We start from the raw sequence: 14,613 nt of genomic DNA on the forward strand, positions 1-14,613 counted from the left end.
AGCTCTCGACTGATCGTCGAGGCTGAGCGGCACAGCCGGCGCCCGATCTCTCGCACCCCGAGCCCGCTGTCGTGAAGCCGGGCGATCTCGTAGCGCTCGTCACGGCTGAGGTAGCGCTGGACCTGGCACGGTTCGAACTCCACCCCGCCAACCTCGGCGCGCCAACGCCCGATCGCCCGGGCCGACACGCCCGTGACCGACGCGGTCTGCTTCTGCGACCAGCCTCGAGCCAGCAACGCGAACACTCGCTGACGGACCCCCACTCCGAACGTCAACATCCACCTCCACCAATAGAGGCGTTGCAACGATCACGAGAACCCAACGAGGCCCTTCGACAGGCTCAGGGGGCGTTCGGCAGGCTCAGGGGGCGTTCGGCAGGCTCAGGCGGCGTCCGACCCCTCGCCTACAACCCCGCGCGCTCGAGGGCCTCGTCGTACAGCTCGAGGGCCTCGTCGGAGCTGACGCCCGCGGCGACGGCCTCGGTGTAGACCGACTCCAGCGTCGGGGCGACCTCGGCGTAGCGGGCGTCCCAGCGCTCGGAGTCGACGCGCCAGTAGCCGAGGGTGCAGGCGCGCGCGGTCGGCCAGCCGCGCACCTGGCGCAGGTGCTTGCGGACCGCTCGGGAGGCGCTCGCCTCGCCCGCGAACCACACGTACCCGGGTCCCTCCGGCGCCTCGAACCGTTCCACGGCCTCGGGCAGCAGGCTGGGTCCCGCGTCGTTGCCGCAGCCGACCAGCCAGGTCCAGCGCACGTCGGCCGCGCTCTCGACCTCGATCCGGTCGTCCGGTCCGGGGACCTCGACGACGGCGTACGCCTGCGCGCCGGCGGGCAGGGCCTCGACCGCGCGGGCGAGGGCGGGGAGCCCGGTGAGGTCGGCGACGAGGAGCTGCCACGCGGTGCCGGCCGGCGGCCGGTACCAGCCCATCGCCTCGGTCAGGTAGATCACGTCGCCCGGTGCGGCGGCCTGGGCCCACGTCGAGGCCACGCCGCCCTCGTGCACGACGAAGTCCACCGTCATCCGCAGGGCCTCCGCGTCCCACGCGCGGACCGTGTAGCTGCGCATCGGTGGCTGGTCGTCGGGGTCGGGGTAGTCCTGGGTGCCGTCCGGCATCGTCGTGGGCTCGGCCACCGCCGACGCGCCTGGAGCGGGCAGGACCAGGACCAGCCGTTCGTCGGGCACGCCGCTGGACGACCAGCCGCGCAGGCCCTCTCCGCCGAGCTCGATCCGCAGCAGGTGCGGCGTCAGCCGACGCGTCGAGACGACGACCGCCCGGTGGTAGACGTCGTAGTAGCCCATGCGCTCTCCGATGCTCGAGGTAAGGCGACCCTAACCTCTCCGCGCGCTGGTGCCTGCCGCCGGCGCCCCACCCGGACAGGCCCCTGGACCGTGGCGCCGCACCTGGACGGGACCGGCGCACCCTCCGGAGCGTCGAGGGCGACGTGCCCCCGACGGCAGGAGGACCGATGTCCACGCCCCAGCAGGTCGCCGAGGCCTTCTCCGGCCACCGCTTCGCCGAGGCGTACGACGCCCTGGCCCCCGACGTCACCTGGTCCTCGTCGGCGAGGGCACCGTCCTCGGGCGGGACGCCGTCGTCGAGGCCTGCGACGAGCTGACCGCCGAGCTCGAGGGGACGGCCGTGGAGACCCTGCGCAGCCTGAGCGTGGTCGGCGACGAGGCCGTGGCGGTGGACAGCGTCGTGGCCTACACCGGGCCCGACGGCTCCCGCAGCGTGGTGTCGTCCTGCGACGTGTACGAGCTCGACGCCGGCAGCGTCGTGCGGATCACGTCCTACAACGTCGAGCTGGACGACGCGGCCGTCGCAGGGGTCGTCGCAGGGTCGTAACGCGAACGACGCACCCCGGCCGTGGGCGACGTGCGAGACTGGACAGCGATGTCTGAAGCCGTCGACGACCACCTGCGCCGCGCCCGCATCGTCGCCGAGGTCGACGCCGTGCACGACCGCCTCGTCGCCATCCGCCGCGACATCCACGCGCACCCCGAGGTCGGCAACGCCGAGCACCGCACCACCGCCAAGGTGGTCGAGGTCCTCGAGTCGTGCGGCCTGGTGGCCAAGGTGCTGCCCATCGGCACGGGCGCGTGGTGCGACGTGCTCCCGTACGGCGACCCGTTCGACGACGCCGGCGCAGGGATGATCGGTCTCCGCGCCGACCTCGACGCCCTGCCGATCCCCGACGGCAGCGCCGTCGACTTCGCCTCCAGGGTGCCCGGCGTCGCGCACGCCTGCGGGCACGACGTGCACACGACGATCGTGCTCGGCGTGGGGATGGTGCTGGCCCGGCTGCGCGAGGACGGCCTGCTTCGTCGTGGGGTGCGGCTGATCTTCCAGCCCGCGGAGGAGACCAGCCCCGGCGGCGCGGTCGACGCCATCGACGGCGGCGTGCTCACCGACCTGTCCGAGATCTACGCGCTGCACTGCGACCCGCGCACCGACGCCGGCCAGATCGCGCTCAAGACCGGACCGGTCACCTCGGCGGTCAGCCAGATCAGCGTGACGCTCACCGGCAGCGGCGGGCACACCTCCCGCCCGCACCTCACGCAGGACGTCGTCGCGGCCCTCGGGGCGCTGGTGACCCAGACCCCGCTGGTCTTCTCCCGGCGCGTCGACCCGCGCAGCGGCGTCTCGATGATGTGGGGCAAGATCACCGCCGGCTCGGCCCCCAACGCGATCCCGAGCAGCGGCCAGGCGCTGGGCACGCTGCGTGCGCTCACCACGTCGGGCTGGGAGCAGGCCAAGGCGATGCTGCCCGAGGTCGCCACGCAGATCGTCGCCCCGTTCGGGGTCGACGCACGCGTGACGATCAACGAGGGCACGCCGGCGGCGGTCAACGCGCAGTCCGGCGTCGACCGGCTCGCCGCGGCCGGCGAGGCCATGCTCGGCCCCGGCGGCGTGACCGCCACCGAGCAGTCGCTGGGCGGCGAGGACTTCTCCTGGATGCTGCAGCAGGTGCCCGGCGCCATGGCCCGGCTCGGCGTGCGGACCCCGGGCAGCGCGTCCTGGCCCGACATCCACCACCCGAGCTTCCGGGTCGACGAGGCCTGCATCGACGTCGGCCTCAAGGTGCTCGCCGACGTGGCCAGCAGCCTCCCTGGCGACGTGGCCTCCGGCGCCCCGGTCCTGCTCTGACCGCGGCCGCCCTGCACCTGAGCCCGCGCGCCGACGCTCTCGACCTGGGCGGGCCCGCGGAACGGGCATGATCGGCCCGCCGTCGTCGTAACCCGATGGTGACCGCCAGGATTCGGGGTCGGGGGGTGGCGAGGCACTAGAGTGCTCTGCGCCGGGGTGACCCCCTGGCGGCGCGAGGTTTCCTCGCCGCGGCCCGTGCGGGCCGCACGATCTCTTGGCTCACGACGCAGGACCGAACGAGGAGACCCACCCGTGAAGAAGACCCTGACCCTGGTGGGGGCCCTGGCGGCCTCCGCCGCCCTCGCCCTGTCCGGCTGCGCGCAGGCGCCCGGCACCGACGCGGGCAGCTCCGGCAGCGCGGCAGCCCCCAGCGGTGGCGCCTCCTCCGGCGGCACGGACGCCTCCGGCTTCAAGGCCTGCATGGTCTCCGACTCGGGCGGCTTCGACGACAAGTCGTTCAACCAGACGGCGTACAAGGGCCTCACCGACGCCAAGACCGCGCTCGGCATCGAGACCGGCCAGGTCGAGTCGAACGCCGCCGCCGACTACGCCAAGAACGTGCAGTCGATGGTCGACGCCAAGTGCAGCATCATCGTGACCGTCGGCTTCGCCCTCAGCGACGACACCCTGGCCTCCGCCAAGGCCAACCCCGACATCAAGTACGCGATCGTCGACAACAACGACCCGAAGGCGTACCCCGCGGCCAAGAACCTCAAGCCGCTGGTCTTCAACACGGCGCAGTCGAGCTTCCTCGCCGGCTACGTCGCCGCGGGCATGAGCCAGACCGGCAAGGTCGGCACCTTCGGCGGCCAGAAGTTCCCGACCGTCACGATCTTCATGGACGGCTTCGCCCAGGGCGTCGAGTACTACAACAAGCAGAAGAGCAAGAACGTCTCGGTGCTCGGCTGGGACGAGGCCAAGCAGGACGGCCAGTTCGTCGGCAGCTTCGAGGACCAGAAGGGCGGCCAGCGCGTCGCCCAGGGCCTCGTCAGCCAGGGCGCGGACATCCTCTTCCCGGTGGCGGGCCCGGCGGGCCTCGGCGGCCTGCAGGCGGCCAAGGCCAGCGGCGGCAAGGTCAACGCGATCTGGGTCGACACCGACGGCTGCGTGAGCGCCGAGACCTACTGCTCGAACATCATCACGAGCGTCACGAAGGGCCTCGACGTCTCCGTCACCGACGCCATCAAGGCGGCCAAGGACGGCTCGTTCGACAACAGCCCGTACGTCGGCACCCTCGAGAACGGTGGCACCGGGCTGGCGCCGTTCCACGACTTCGACTCGAAGGTCCCGGCCGAGCTGAAGACCGAGGTCGACCAGCTCAAGGCCGACATCGTCTCGGGCAAGATCACCATCGAGTCCAAGTCGCAGCCGACCTCCTGACGTGAGCTCTCGCACCACCGAGGCCTCGGTGACCGAGGCCGACCCCGCAGCGCCGCCCGAGTCCGGGCTGGCGCTGCGGGGCATCACCAAGCGCTTCGGGTCGCTCGTCGCCAACGACCGGATCGACCTCGACATCCGGCCCGGTGAGATCCACTGCCTGCTCGGCGAGAACGGGGCCGGCAAGTCGACGCTGATGAACGTCCTCTACGGGCTGCTCACGCCCGACGAGGGCGGGATCTTCGTCGACGGGGCGCCGGTCCTGGTGCGCAACCCCAAGGAGGCCATCGCCGCCGGCATCGGCATGGTCCACCAGCACTTCATGCTGGTCGAGGTCTTCACGGTCGCGGAGAACCTCGTGCTCGGCCGCGAGGGCAGCGCCGGCTTCCTGAGCATGCGCAAGGCCCGCCGTACCGTGCGCGAGCTGAGCGAGCGCTACCGCTTCGACGTCGACCCGGACGCGGTCGTCGAGGAGCTGCCGGTCGGGGTCCAGCAGCGCGTCGAGATCCTCAAGGCGCTGGCCAACGACGCCAAGTTCCTGATCTTCGACGAGCCGACGGCCGTGCTCACGCCGCAGGAGATCGACGAGCTCATGGTCGTCATGCGCTCGCTGCGCGACGAGGGCAAGGCCGTCGTCTTCATCACCCACAAGCTCCGCGAGGTCCGCGAGATCGCCGACCGGATCACCGTGATCCGCCGCGGTGCGGTCGTCGGCACGGCCGACCCGACCGAGCCCGAGGGGCGGCTGGCCGAGCTCATGGTCGGGCGTGCGGTGAGCCTCGTGGTCGACAAGCAGCCGACCGAGCGCAGCGCGACGCCGCGCCTCTCCCTGCAGGGCGTGTCGGTGGCCAACGCCGGCGGCCAGGTCGTCGTCGAGGACCTCGACCTCGACGTGCACGGCGGCGAGATCGTCTGCGTCGCGGGCGTGCAGGGCAACGGGCAGAGCGAGCTGGCCGACGCGCTGCTCGGCACGCTCCCGGTCACGACGGGCACCGTCACCCTCGACGGCGCCCGGATCAGCGGGCGCTCGCCGAAGGAGATCATCGACGCGGGGCTCGGCTTCGTGCCGGAGGACCGCCAGCACGACGGCTTCGTCGGCAGCTTCACCGTGGCGGAGAACCTCGTGCTCAACCACTTCGACGAGACGCCGTTCGCCAGGGGCATCCGCCTCGACCTCGCCAGGATCCGTGGCAACGCCGACGAGCGGGTGGGGGAGTTCGACATCCGTACGCAGGGCATCGACACGCCCGTGAGCGCGCTGTCGGGCGGCAACCAGCAGAAGGTCGTCCTGGCCCGCGAGCTGTCCCGCCCGCTCGCCGCGCTCGTGGCCAGCCAGCCCACCCGCGGCGTCGACGTCGGCGCCATCGAGTTCCTGCACAAGCGCCTGGTCGCCGAGCGCGACCGCGGCACCGCCGTGCTCATCGTCTCCACCGAGCTCGACGAGGTGGCGGCGCTCGCCGACCGCATCGCCGTGATGTACCGAGGCCGGATCGTCGGCGTCGTGCCGCCCGACACCTCCCGCGAGGCGCTGGGGCTGATGATGGCCGGCGTGCCGACCGAGGAGGCGCTCGCCGCCGCCGCAGCCGCCCACCGGGGTGCGGCGGACGACGGCGTCCCCGCCGGAGAGGACCTGACGTGAGCACCGCGACCACACCGCCCGCCGGCCCCGGGGCCGGCGAGGAGGCGACCCCGCCGACCGGACCCGCCCCTGCGACGGGCGCACCCCGTACGGCGGCGGGCCCGGCGCGACGCTTCCCGTGGACCGACGTGGTCACCACGGTCGCCGCCTTCGTCCTGGCCTTCCTGGTCGGCGCGGTGCTGATGATCGTGTCGGACTCCGACGTGCGCTCGAAGTTCGCCTACTTCTTCGCCCGGCCCTCCGACGCGCTCGCGGCCTCGGCCGACAAGGTCGGGGGCGCGTACGGCGCGCTGCTGGCCGGCTCGCTCGGCGGCGTCGGGCCGATCACCGAGACCACCGCGCAGGCCGCGCCGCTGATCTGCGCCGGCCTCGGCGTGGCGCTGGCCTTCCGGGCCGGGCTGTTCAACATCGGCGGTCAGGGCCAGGCGATCCTCGGCGCGCTGCTCGCCGCGTACGTCGGGTTCACCCTGCACCTGCCGCCCGGCCTCCACCTGCTCGTCGCGATCGTCGCGGGCCTCGTCGGCGGCGCGCTGTGGGGCGGCCTCGTCGGCTGGCTCAAGGCCGTCGCCGGCGCGCACGAGGTCATCGTCACGATCATGCTCAACTACGTCGCGGCCGGCCTGCTCGCGTACCTGCTCACCACGACCGCCTTCCAGCGGCCCGGCCGCACCGATCCGATCTCGCCGATCGTGGACTGGAACGCGACGTTCCCGCGCCTGGCCGGCACGCAGCTGCACCTCGGGTTCGTGGTCGCCCTGCTCGCCGCCGTCGTCGTGTGGTGGCTGCTCGAGCGCTCGACCACCGGCTTCGCCATCCGCGCCGTCGGGGCCAACCCGCACGCGGCGGCGACCGCCGGCATGAGCGTGGCCCGGACGACGATCATCACCATGGCGCTCGCCGGCGCCCTCGCCGGCCTCGCCGGGGTCCAGGCCGCGCTCGGCCCGTCCGCCTCCGGGCTGCCGGTGCCGCTGTCGGCCGGCATCGTCGGCTCGATCGGCTTCGACGCGATCACCGTCGCCCTGCTCGGGCGCTCCACGCCGCTGGGCACGGTGCTCGCCGGGCTGCTGTTCGGCGCGCTGCACGCCGGCGGCCTGGCCATGCAGTCGGTCGCCCAGACGCCGCTCACGCTGACCACCGCCCTCCAGGCGCTGATCGTGCTGTTCGTCGCGGCCCCCGCGCTGGTCACCAAGCTCGTCCCCTTCGTCCGCACCCGCAAGGCCCACACCTCGGGGCCGGTCCCGCAGGGAGGACTCGCCTCGTGACCGCTCTCGACCCCGCACCCCGGACCGACGCCGTGGTGCCGACGACGACCGAGACCGTCGAGTCGCCGGAGAAGCGGCGGCAGCGACTGTCGACCGGCGTGCTGATCGCCGTGGTCGGCGTGCTCCTGCTGGTCTCCCTCGGCTCGACCACCGGCGTGGCGCGCTTCGCGCTGAGCGACGCCTTCGACGAGGTGCAGCTGGGGACCGTCCCGCTGCCCGGGCTGCCGACCGTCGCCGTGTGCGCGGTGCTCTGCCTGCTCGCCGCGGCCGCCTTCCTCAGCGGCCGGGTGCACGGCCGGCTCGCCGCGCTCGCCGCGACGGTGGCCGGGCTCGCCGTCGTCATCGGCTTCCTCACCTGGGCGGCCGCGGGCCGTGACCTGCCGTTCCCGGTCAGCAACCAGTTCGCCGGGACGCTCTCGCTGGCGACCCCGCTCGTCTTCGGCGCCCTGTGCGGCGTGATGTGCGAGCGGGCCGGTGTGGTGAACGTGAGCATCGAGGGGCAGTTCCTCGCGGCCGCGTTCGCCGCGGCCGTCGTCGGCAGCGTCACCCAGTCGGTGACGTGGGCGATCCTCGCGGCGGTCGTCGCCGGGGTGGCCATGGCCGCGCTGCTCGCGGTGTTCTCCATCAACTACCTGGTCAACCAGGTCGTCCTCGGCGTCGTGCTCAACCTGCTCGCCGTCGGCGTCACCGGCTTCCTCTTCGACCAGCTCGTCCAGCCCGCGGCGTCGACGTACAACAACGCCCCCGTGCTCGACTCGATCCCGATCCCGGGGCTGTCCTCGATCCCGTTCTTCGGGCGGGTGCTCTTCGACCAGAACATCCTGGCCTACATCGCCATCGTCGCCGTGGTCGTTGTGTCCGTCGTGCTCTACCGCACGACCTTCGGGCTGCGGGTCCGCTCCGTGGGCGAGCACCCGCAGGCCGCCGACACGGTCGGCATCAGCGTGCGAGGCGTGCGCTGGTCGGCGGTCCTCTTCGGCGGCGTCCTCGCCGGTCTGGGCGGGTCGTTCTTCACGCTGGCCTCGACGGGGCAGTTCACCAAGGAGTTCACGGTCGGCAACGGCTTCATCGCGCTGGCCGCGCTGATCATGGGCCGCTGGCGCCCGGTCCTGGCGACAGTGATGTGCCTGTTCTTCGGCTTCGTCACCCAGATGGCGTCGCAGCTGCAGACGCTGAGCACGCCGATGCCGAGCCAGCTGCTGCTGGTGCTGCCCTACATCGCCACGATCATCGCCGTCGCCGGGCTGGTGGGACGCGTACGCCCGCCCGCCGCCGACGGCGTGCCCTACGAGAAGTGAGCGGCAGCTTGCTCGACCTCAGCTTCCGCGCGAGCGGTAGGTTGCCGCGCGAATCCGAGCCCGAACGGTGCGGCAACCTACCGGTCGCGGGGGTCTGAGGGTGACGGACGAGATCGACTGGACGCCGCTGCGCGAACGGGCGCGGGCGATGATCGAGCGGGCGTACGCGCCGTACTCGGGCTACCCCGTGGGCGCGGCCGCCCTGGTCGACGACGGCCGTGTCGTCGCGGGCTGCAACGTGGAGAACGCGGGCTACGGCGTGACGCTGTGCGCCGAGTGCGGCCTGGTCTCCGACCTCGTCGCCGGCGGCGGCGGGCGTCTGGTCGCCTTCACCTGCTGCGACGCGAACGGCGCCAAGATCATGCCGTGCGGGAGATGCCGCCAGCTGCTGTGGGAGCACGGCGGCGCCGCGCTGCTCGTCGACACCCCGGAGGGCGTGCTGCCCATGACGGAGGTGCTGCCGCAGGCCTTCGGCCCCGAGGACCTGGCGCGCGTCGGTCCCCGGGACACTGGGTCGCATGACTGAGCTCGACCTCCACCGGATCCGCGCCCTGCCCAAGGTGTCCCTGCACGACCACCTCGACGGGGGCCTCCGCCCGGGAACGGTGCTCGAGCTGTCCCGCGAGAACGGGCACGCGCTGCCCGCCGGCAGCGACACCGACGCCGCGACGCTCGGGCGCTGGTTCGTCGAGGCGGCCGACTCGGGCTCGCTGGTGCGCTACCTGGAGACGTTCGACCACACGATCGCGGTCATGCAGACCACCGCGAACCTGCGCCGCGTCGCGCGCGAGTTCGTCGAGGACCTCGCCGCCGACGGCGTCGTCTACGGCGAGGCCCGCTGGGCGCCGGAGCAGCACACCCAGCAGGGGCTGACCCAGGCCGAGGCGGTCGCCGCCGTCGCCGCCGGGATCACCGACGGCATCGAGGCGAGCCGCGCCCGCGGGCACGTGATCGTCGTCCGCCAGCTGCTCACGTCCATGCGCCACGTCGAGCCCAACCTCACTGCCGCCGACCTCGTGCTCGACGACCGCAGCGGGACGGTCGCCGGCTTCGACATCGCCGGTGCCGAGGACGGCTTCCCGCCCGAACGCTTCCTGCCCGCCTTCGTCCACCTGCGGACGCACGGCCGGCCGTACACGATCCACGCCGGCGAGGCCGCCGGCGTCGACTCGATCGCCGGGGCGGTGCTCGCCTGCGGCGCGAACCGCGTCGGGCACGGCGTCCGGATCGTCGAGGACATCGAGGCCGGGCCCGAGGGTGACAGGCTCGGTGAGGTCGCCGCCTACGTCCGCGACCGCCGGGTGCCGCTCGAGCTGTGCCCGTCGAGCAACGTCCAGACCGGGGCGGCGGCCTCGGTGGCCGCGCACCCGATCCGTCGCCTCGACGAGCTCGGCTTCCTCGTCACCGTGAGCTGCGACAACCAGCTGATGAGCGGCACGAGCCTCAGCCGCGAGATGAGCCTGCTGGTCAGCGAGCTCGGCTACGACCTCGCCGGGCTGCGCCGGCTGACGGTCAACGCGGCCGAGAGCGCCTTCTGGTCCTACCCCGAGCGCCGTCGGCTGGTCGAGGACGTGATCCTCCCCGCGTACCGGTGAGCCGGGCGCCCCGGATCTACCCCTACCGGGTGTCCTACCGGCTCGCGCTCGGGCCCGACGGGTCGGTCTACCGCGTCGAGGACGTGATCAGCAAGCAGCCGCACCTGCTCGTCGTCTCCGCCGAGGACGAGCGGTCGGCGACCGACCGGGTGGCCGCGCGGCTCGCGGGGCTCGACCCGGACCTGGTGGTCCGCACGGGCGCCGGCCTGGACCAGCTCTGGGTCGCGCTCGTGCCGGAGGAGGAGCAGCGGGCGGTCGAGCTCGTCGGGCTGGGCGGAGTGCCCCCGCAGAACTGGCTGGCCGAGGCGCACGGCTGGCGCTCGCCGCACGCACGGTCCTGGGCGCTGGTCGGCCTCCGGACCCTGCTGGCGGTCGTCGTGCTGGGCGTGCTGCTCTGGGTCGCCCACCTGCTGCGGACCTGAACGTCCTGGTCGGGCTCGCGGCCCGACCGGCTCAGGCCACGCCCGCGCGCAGCAGGTCGACGAACACCTCGGCGGCGGTGACGACCTCGGCCAGCGGCACGGACTCGTCCGGCCCGTGCGCCAGGCGGACGTCACCGGGGCCGTAGTGCAGGGTCGGCACCCCGGCGGCGGCGTACTGGCGCAGGTCGCTGCCCCAGGGCGCGCCGACCTCGGGCGGCTGCGAGCCTCCCGTGACGCGTGCGTGCGCCGCCGCGACCTGGTGCCCGAACGGGTGCCCGGCGGGCAGGTGCCCGCCCCCGAAACGGCCCCCGGGCCAGGTGACGACCGGCGGGTGGTCGCGCAGCCACGGGTGCGCGGCGGCCGCCTCCGCGACGACCTCCTCGAGCTCGCGCCGCGCGGCGGCGGGGTCCTCCTCGACCCGCAGCCCGTAGCGGCCCTCCGCGACCAGCAGGTCGGGCACGCTGCTGGCCCAGTCGCCGGCGCGCACGCGCCCGACGGACAGCGGGTAGGGGACGGGCAGGTGGTCGAGCAGCGGCTCGCGCACCCGGTTGCGGCGCTCGGACAGCGCCGCCAGCGCGGCGTGCAGCGGCAGGTAGGCGTCGACCGCCGACACCCCCGCGTACGCCGTGCTGCCGTGCGTGGCCAGGCCCGGCACCTCGAGGCGGAAGGTCAGCGAGCCGGCATTCGCCGTGTTCAGCCGCAGGGCCGTCGGCTCGGGGATCACGCACGCGCGGCCCGTGTGACCACGGACGAGGGTCCCGTACGCGCCGAGGCCGCCGTCCTCCTCGCCGATGGTGCAGTGCACGGCGAACGGCGGCACCCGGCTGACGTCGGCGCCGAGCGCGGCGACCGCCGCCAGGCTCGCCGCGAGGCCGCCCTTCATGTCGCACGCGCCGCGACCGACCAGCTGGCCGTCGGCGACGACCGGGGTGAACGGCTCGCCGCTCCACGCCTCGAGGTCGCCGGGCGGGACGACGTCGACGTGGCTCGACAGGACGAGGCCGACGTCCTCGCCGGGGTGGCTCACGGCGACCAGGCCCCAGGCGGCCGTGCGCTCCACCTCCTCGCCCGGGTACGCGTCCTGCGCGCGCAGGGCGTCCAGGTCCAGCGGCCACAGGTCGACGCTCAGGCCGAGGTCGCCCAGCCGCTCGGCCAGCACGTGCTGCACGCGCAGCTCGTCGGCGGTGCCGCCCACGCTGGGCACCGCCACCAGGTCCTCGAGCGTGCGGACCAGGGCGTCGTGGTCGACGGTCACGGGCGGGCTCCTCGGCACGACGGTGGGCGCGCACGTGTGGTGTGCGCACTGGGGGTGATCGTGCACCACCACGGTGCAGGATCACCCCCGTTCTCGCGGCCGGGTCCCGGGCGGAGGTCAGCCCATCGTCTTCTGCCCGTCGATCGCCTCGCGGATGATGTCGGCGTGCCCGGAGTGCTGGGCGGTCTCGGCGAGCACGTGCGCGAGCACCCGCCGGTTGCTCCACGCCTCGCCGGGCGTGAACCAGGGGGCCTCCGGCAGCGGGTGCGCCAGGTCGAGGTCGACGCTGCGGGCGAGGGCGGCGGTGCGCGCGCCGACGGCGTCGTACGCCTCGAGCACCTCGGCGAGCGTCTCCTCCTCCAGCAGGCGGAAGCCGTTCGCGTACGCCTCGACCACGGCGGGGTCGGCGTCCTCCCAGCTCGTGCCCCCGCCCTCGGGGGCGCCGTGCTCCACGAAGTCGAGCCACGAGGCGACCGTCGCGGTCACGTGCTTGACCAGGCCGCCGAGGCTGAGCGCGCTGACGGTCGGGGTCAGGCGGGCCTGCTCGTCGGTGAGCCCGCGCACGGTGGTGAGCAGGAACCCTCGCTGCCGCTCGAGGACCGCGACGAGCTCGTCGCGCTCGGACAGACGGATCGGGGTGGGCTCGGTCATCTGCGGCTCCTTCGGCGGAGGTCTCGTCGGCGGTCGACGGGACGGGTCCCACGCTAGAGAGGACCTCTGACAGCTCCGTCCCCGCCGAAACCGGTCCGGCACCACCGCGGACGCCGACTAGGCTCGCCGGTCGTGGCTCGCATCCTGACCGCCGTCGCCTGGCCGTACGCCAACGGCCCCCGACACATCGGTCACGTCTCCGGTTTCGGTGTTCCCTCCGACGTGTTCAGCCGCTTCATGCGGATGAGCGGCCACGACGTCCTCATGGTCTCCGGCACCGACGAGCACGGCACGCCGATCGGGGTGCAGGCCGAGCGCGAAGGGCTGACGAACCGTGAGGCGGCCGACAAGTACAACCGGGTCATCGTCGAGGACCTGCAGGGCCTCGGGCTCTCGTACGACCTGTTCACCCGCACCACGACGCTGAACCACTACGCCGTCGTGCAGAACCTCTTCCTCGCGCTGCACCGCAACGGCTACGTGGTGCCGCGCGTGCAGATGGGCGCGATCAGCCCGTCGACGGGCCGGACGCTGCCCGACCGCTACATCGAGGGCACCTGCCCGATCTGCGGCTACGGCAGCGCGCGCGGCGACCAGTGCGACAACTGCGGCAACCAGCTGGACCCGATCGACCTCATCGACCCGCGCTCGCGGATCAACGGGGAGACGCCGGAGTTCGTCGAGACCGAGCACTTCTTCCTCGACCTGCCGTCGCTGGCGGGCTCGCTGAGCGCGTGGCTGCAGACGCGGACCGACTGGCGGCCGAACGTGCTCAAGTTCAGCGAGAACCTCATCGCCGAGCTCAAGCCGCGCGCGATCACCCGCGACATCGACTGGGGCGTCCCGATCCCGCTCGAGGGCTGGAGCGAGCAGCCGATGAAGCGGCTGTACGTGTGGTTCGACGCGGTGATCGGCTACCTCTCGGCCTCGATCGAGTGGGCGAAGCGTTCCGGCGACCCTGAAGCCTGGCGGAAGTGGTGGACCGTCGGCGACGAGTCGCAGGCCCGCGGCTACTACTTCATGGGCAAGGACAACATCGTCTTCCACTCGGTGATCTGGCCGGGGATCCTGCTCGGCCACAACGGGCAGGGCGACCACGGCGGGGAGCCGGGGGAGGAGTACGGCGTCCTCGACCTGCCGAGCGAGGTCGTCTCCAGCGAGTACCTGACGATGAGCGGTGCGAAGTTCTCGACGAGCCGCAACCAGGTGATCTACGTCGGCGACTTCCTGCGCGAGTTCGGTCCCGACGCGCTGCGCTACTTCATCGCCGTCGCCGGGCCCGAGACGACCGACTCGGACTTCACCTGGGACGAGTTCGTGCGCCGGACCAACTTCGAGCTGGCCAACGAGTGGGGCAACCTGGTCAACCGTTCGATCTCGTTGGCCTGGAAGAACAACGGGGCCATCCCGACACCGAACGCGCTGCAGGACGTCGACCGCGCGCTGCTCGAGACGGCCGCCAGGTCGTACGAGGTCGTCGGCGAGCTGCTCGGGCGCAACCGCTTCAAGGCCGCGATCAGCGAGGCGATGCGGCTGGTCCAGTCGGCCAACCGCTACCTCTCCGAGACCGAGCCGTGGAAGCTCAAGGACGACCCCGCCCGGCGCGACACCGTCCTGCACACCGCGCTGCAGGTCGTGTCCGACGCCAACACGCTGCTGACGCCGTTCCTGCCGCACGCGGCGCAGAAGGTGTTCGAGGCGCTCGGCGGCGAGGGCGTGTGGGCGGCCCAGCCGCAGATCCGTACGGTCTCGGAGGAGGGCGGGCCCGACTACCCGGTGCTCATGGGCGACTACGCGAACGAGCAGGCCGTCTGGGCCAGCCGGCCGATCGTCCCCGGGACGCCGCTGGTCAAGCCGACCCCGCTGTTCACCAAGCTGGACGAGGAGCTCGGCCGCACCGGGCCCTCCTGGGCCCGCATCGACGCCTGAGCCCCTCGGGTCCGTACGCGCCGCACCCCGGAACGGTCA

15 protein-coding genes are annotated in these 14,613 nt (G+C 73.1%); 11 read left to right on the forward strand and 4 right to left on the reverse strand.

Annotated features, from left to right (window positions below; genetic code table 11):
* Positions 1–245 (reverse strand): helix-turn-helix domain-containing protein (locus BMY04_RS23660; protein WP_170853994.1); only part of this gene is annotated, 245 nt, incomplete at its 3' end.
* Between the two features lie 158 nt (positions 246–403).
* A complete protein-coding gene (locus tag BMY04_RS04355) occupies positions 404–1,297 on the reverse strand; it encodes a siderophore-interacting protein (protein ID WP_091177956.1) in 894 nt (297 codons plus the stop codon).
* A 167-nt stretch (positions 1,298–1,464) separates the two neighbouring features.
* On the opposite strand from BMY04_RS04355, the gene BMY04_RS23015 reads away from it, so the two are divergent.
* The 10 genes from BMY04_RS23015 (at position 1,465) to BMY04_RS04400 (ending at position 10,739) form a co-directional block, all read left to right on the forward strand.
* Positions 1,465–1,614, forward strand: coding sequence for a hypothetical protein (locus BMY04_RS23015; RefSeq protein WP_198409940.1), 150 nt, complete (start codon positions 1,465–1,467; stop codon positions 1,612–1,614).
* Between the two features lie 23 nt (positions 1,615–1,637).
* Positions 1,638–1,844 (forward strand): nuclear transport factor 2-like protein, encoded by a 207-nt coding sequence (locus BMY04_RS23020; RefSeq protein ID WP_198409941.1) that lies wholly within the window; start codon positions 1,638–1,640, stop codon positions 1,842–1,844.
* 48 nt (positions 1,845–1,892) lie between these two features.
* Entirely contained in the window at positions 1,893–3,146 is a 1,254-nt protein-coding gene (locus BMY04_RS04365) for an amidohydrolase (protein WP_091177957.1), read from the forward strand.
* A 252-nt stretch (positions 3,147–3,398) separates the two neighbouring features.
* Positions 3,399–4,526 (forward strand): BMP family lipoprotein, encoded by a 1,128-nt coding sequence (locus BMY04_RS04370; RefSeq protein ID WP_170853995.1) that lies wholly within the window; start codon positions 3,399–3,401, stop codon positions 4,524–4,526.
* A 1-nt stretch (position 4,527) separates the two neighbouring features.
* The gene (locus BMY04_RS04375) at positions 4,528–6,162 is read left to right on the forward strand and encodes an ABC transporter ATP-binding protein (protein ID WP_408630438.1); all 1,635 of its coding nucleotides are present in this window, start codon (positions 4,528–4,530) and stop codon (positions 6,160–6,162) included.
* The gene (locus tag BMY04_RS04380) at positions 6,159–7,424 is read left to right on the forward strand and encodes an ABC transporter permease (RefSeq protein ID WP_408630439.1); all 1,266 of its coding nucleotides are present in this window, start codon (positions 6,159–6,161) and stop codon (positions 7,422–7,424) included. The genes BMY04_RS04375 and BMY04_RS04380 overlap by 4 nt, the downstream gene beginning before the upstream one ends.
* Positions 7,421–8,722 (forward strand): ABC transporter permease, encoded by a 1,302-nt coding sequence (locus tag BMY04_RS04385; protein WP_091177958.1) that lies wholly within the window; start codon positions 7,421–7,423, stop codon positions 8,720–8,722. Before BMY04_RS04380 ends, BMY04_RS04385 begins: the two co-directional genes overlap by 4 nt.
* Before the next feature lie 100 nt (positions 8,723–8,822).
* Positions 8,823–9,248, forward strand: a complete 426-nt coding sequence (locus BMY04_RS04390; protein WP_091177959.1) for a cytidine deaminase — start codon at positions 8,823–8,825, stop codon at positions 9,246–9,248.
* Positions 9,241–10,317: an adenosine deaminase gene (locus BMY04_RS04395; protein ID WP_091177960.1), complete on the forward strand. Its 1,077-nt coding sequence runs from the start codon at positions 9,241–9,243 to the stop codon at positions 10,315–10,317. Before BMY04_RS04390 ends, BMY04_RS04395 begins: the two co-directional genes overlap by 8 nt.
* Positions 10,314–10,739 (forward strand): hypothetical protein, encoded by a 426-nt coding sequence (locus BMY04_RS04400; protein WP_091177961.1) that lies wholly within the window; start codon positions 10,314–10,316, stop codon positions 10,737–10,739. Before BMY04_RS04395 ends, BMY04_RS04400 begins: the two co-directional genes overlap by 4 nt.
* 31 nt (positions 10,740–10,770) lie before the next feature.
* Here the strand turns inward: BMY04_RS04400 and BMY04_RS04405 are convergent, their stop codons facing one another.
* Both BMY04_RS04405 and BMY04_RS04410 read right to left on the reverse strand, forming a co-directional pair.
* The gene (locus BMY04_RS04405; RefSeq protein ID WP_232506108.1) at positions 10,771–11,994 is read right to left on the reverse strand and encodes an ArgE/DapE family deacylase; all 1,224 of its coding nucleotides are present in this window, start codon (positions 11,992–11,994) and stop codon (positions 10,771–10,773) included.
* A 117-nt stretch (positions 11,995–12,111) separates the two neighbouring features.
* Positions 12,112–12,645 (reverse strand): DinB family protein, encoded by a 534-nt coding sequence (locus tag BMY04_RS04410; RefSeq protein ID WP_091177963.1) that lies wholly within the window; start codon positions 12,643–12,645, stop codon positions 12,112–12,114.
* Positions 12,646–12,777: 132 nt separating this feature from the next.
* Between BMY04_RS04410 and metG the strand changes: the two genes are divergently transcribed.
* Positions 12,778–14,574 carry a methionine--tRNA ligase gene (metG, locus tag BMY04_RS04415; RefSeq protein ID WP_408630440.1) on the forward strand — a complete coding sequence of 599 codons (1,797 nt, stop codon included), beginning with the start codon at positions 12,778–12,780 and terminating at the stop codon, positions 14,572–14,574.
* Positions 14,575–14,613 lie beyond the last annotated feature (39 nt).

Source organism: Microlunatus flavus, assembly GCF_900110855.1.
GTDB lineage: Bacteria > Actinomycetota > Actinomycetes > Propionibacteriales > Propionibacteriaceae > Microlunatus > Microlunatus flavus.

Excerpts from the sequence above, each read along its gene's own strand:
- BMY04_RS04355 (WP_091177956.1), bottom strand. The coding sequence starts at position 1,297 with ATGGGCTACTACGACGTCTACCACCGGGCGGTCGTCGTCTCGACGCGT.
- BMY04_RS23015 (WP_198409940.1), top strand. The coding sequence starts at position 1,465 with ATGTCCACGCCCCAGCAGGTCGCCGAGGCCTTCTCCGGCCACCGCTTC.
- BMY04_RS04365 (WP_091177957.1), top strand. The coding sequence starts at position 1,893 with ATGTCTGAAGCCGTCGACGACCACCTGCGCCGCGCCCGCATCGTCGCC.
- BMY04_RS04395 (WP_091177960.1), top strand. The coding sequence starts at position 9,241 with ATGACTGAGCTCGACCTCCACCGGATCCGCGCCCTGCCCAAGGTGTCC.
- BMY04_RS04410 (WP_091177963.1), bottom strand. The coding sequence starts at position 12,645 with ATGACCGAGCCCACCCCGATCCGTCTGTCCGAGCGCGACGAGCTCGTC.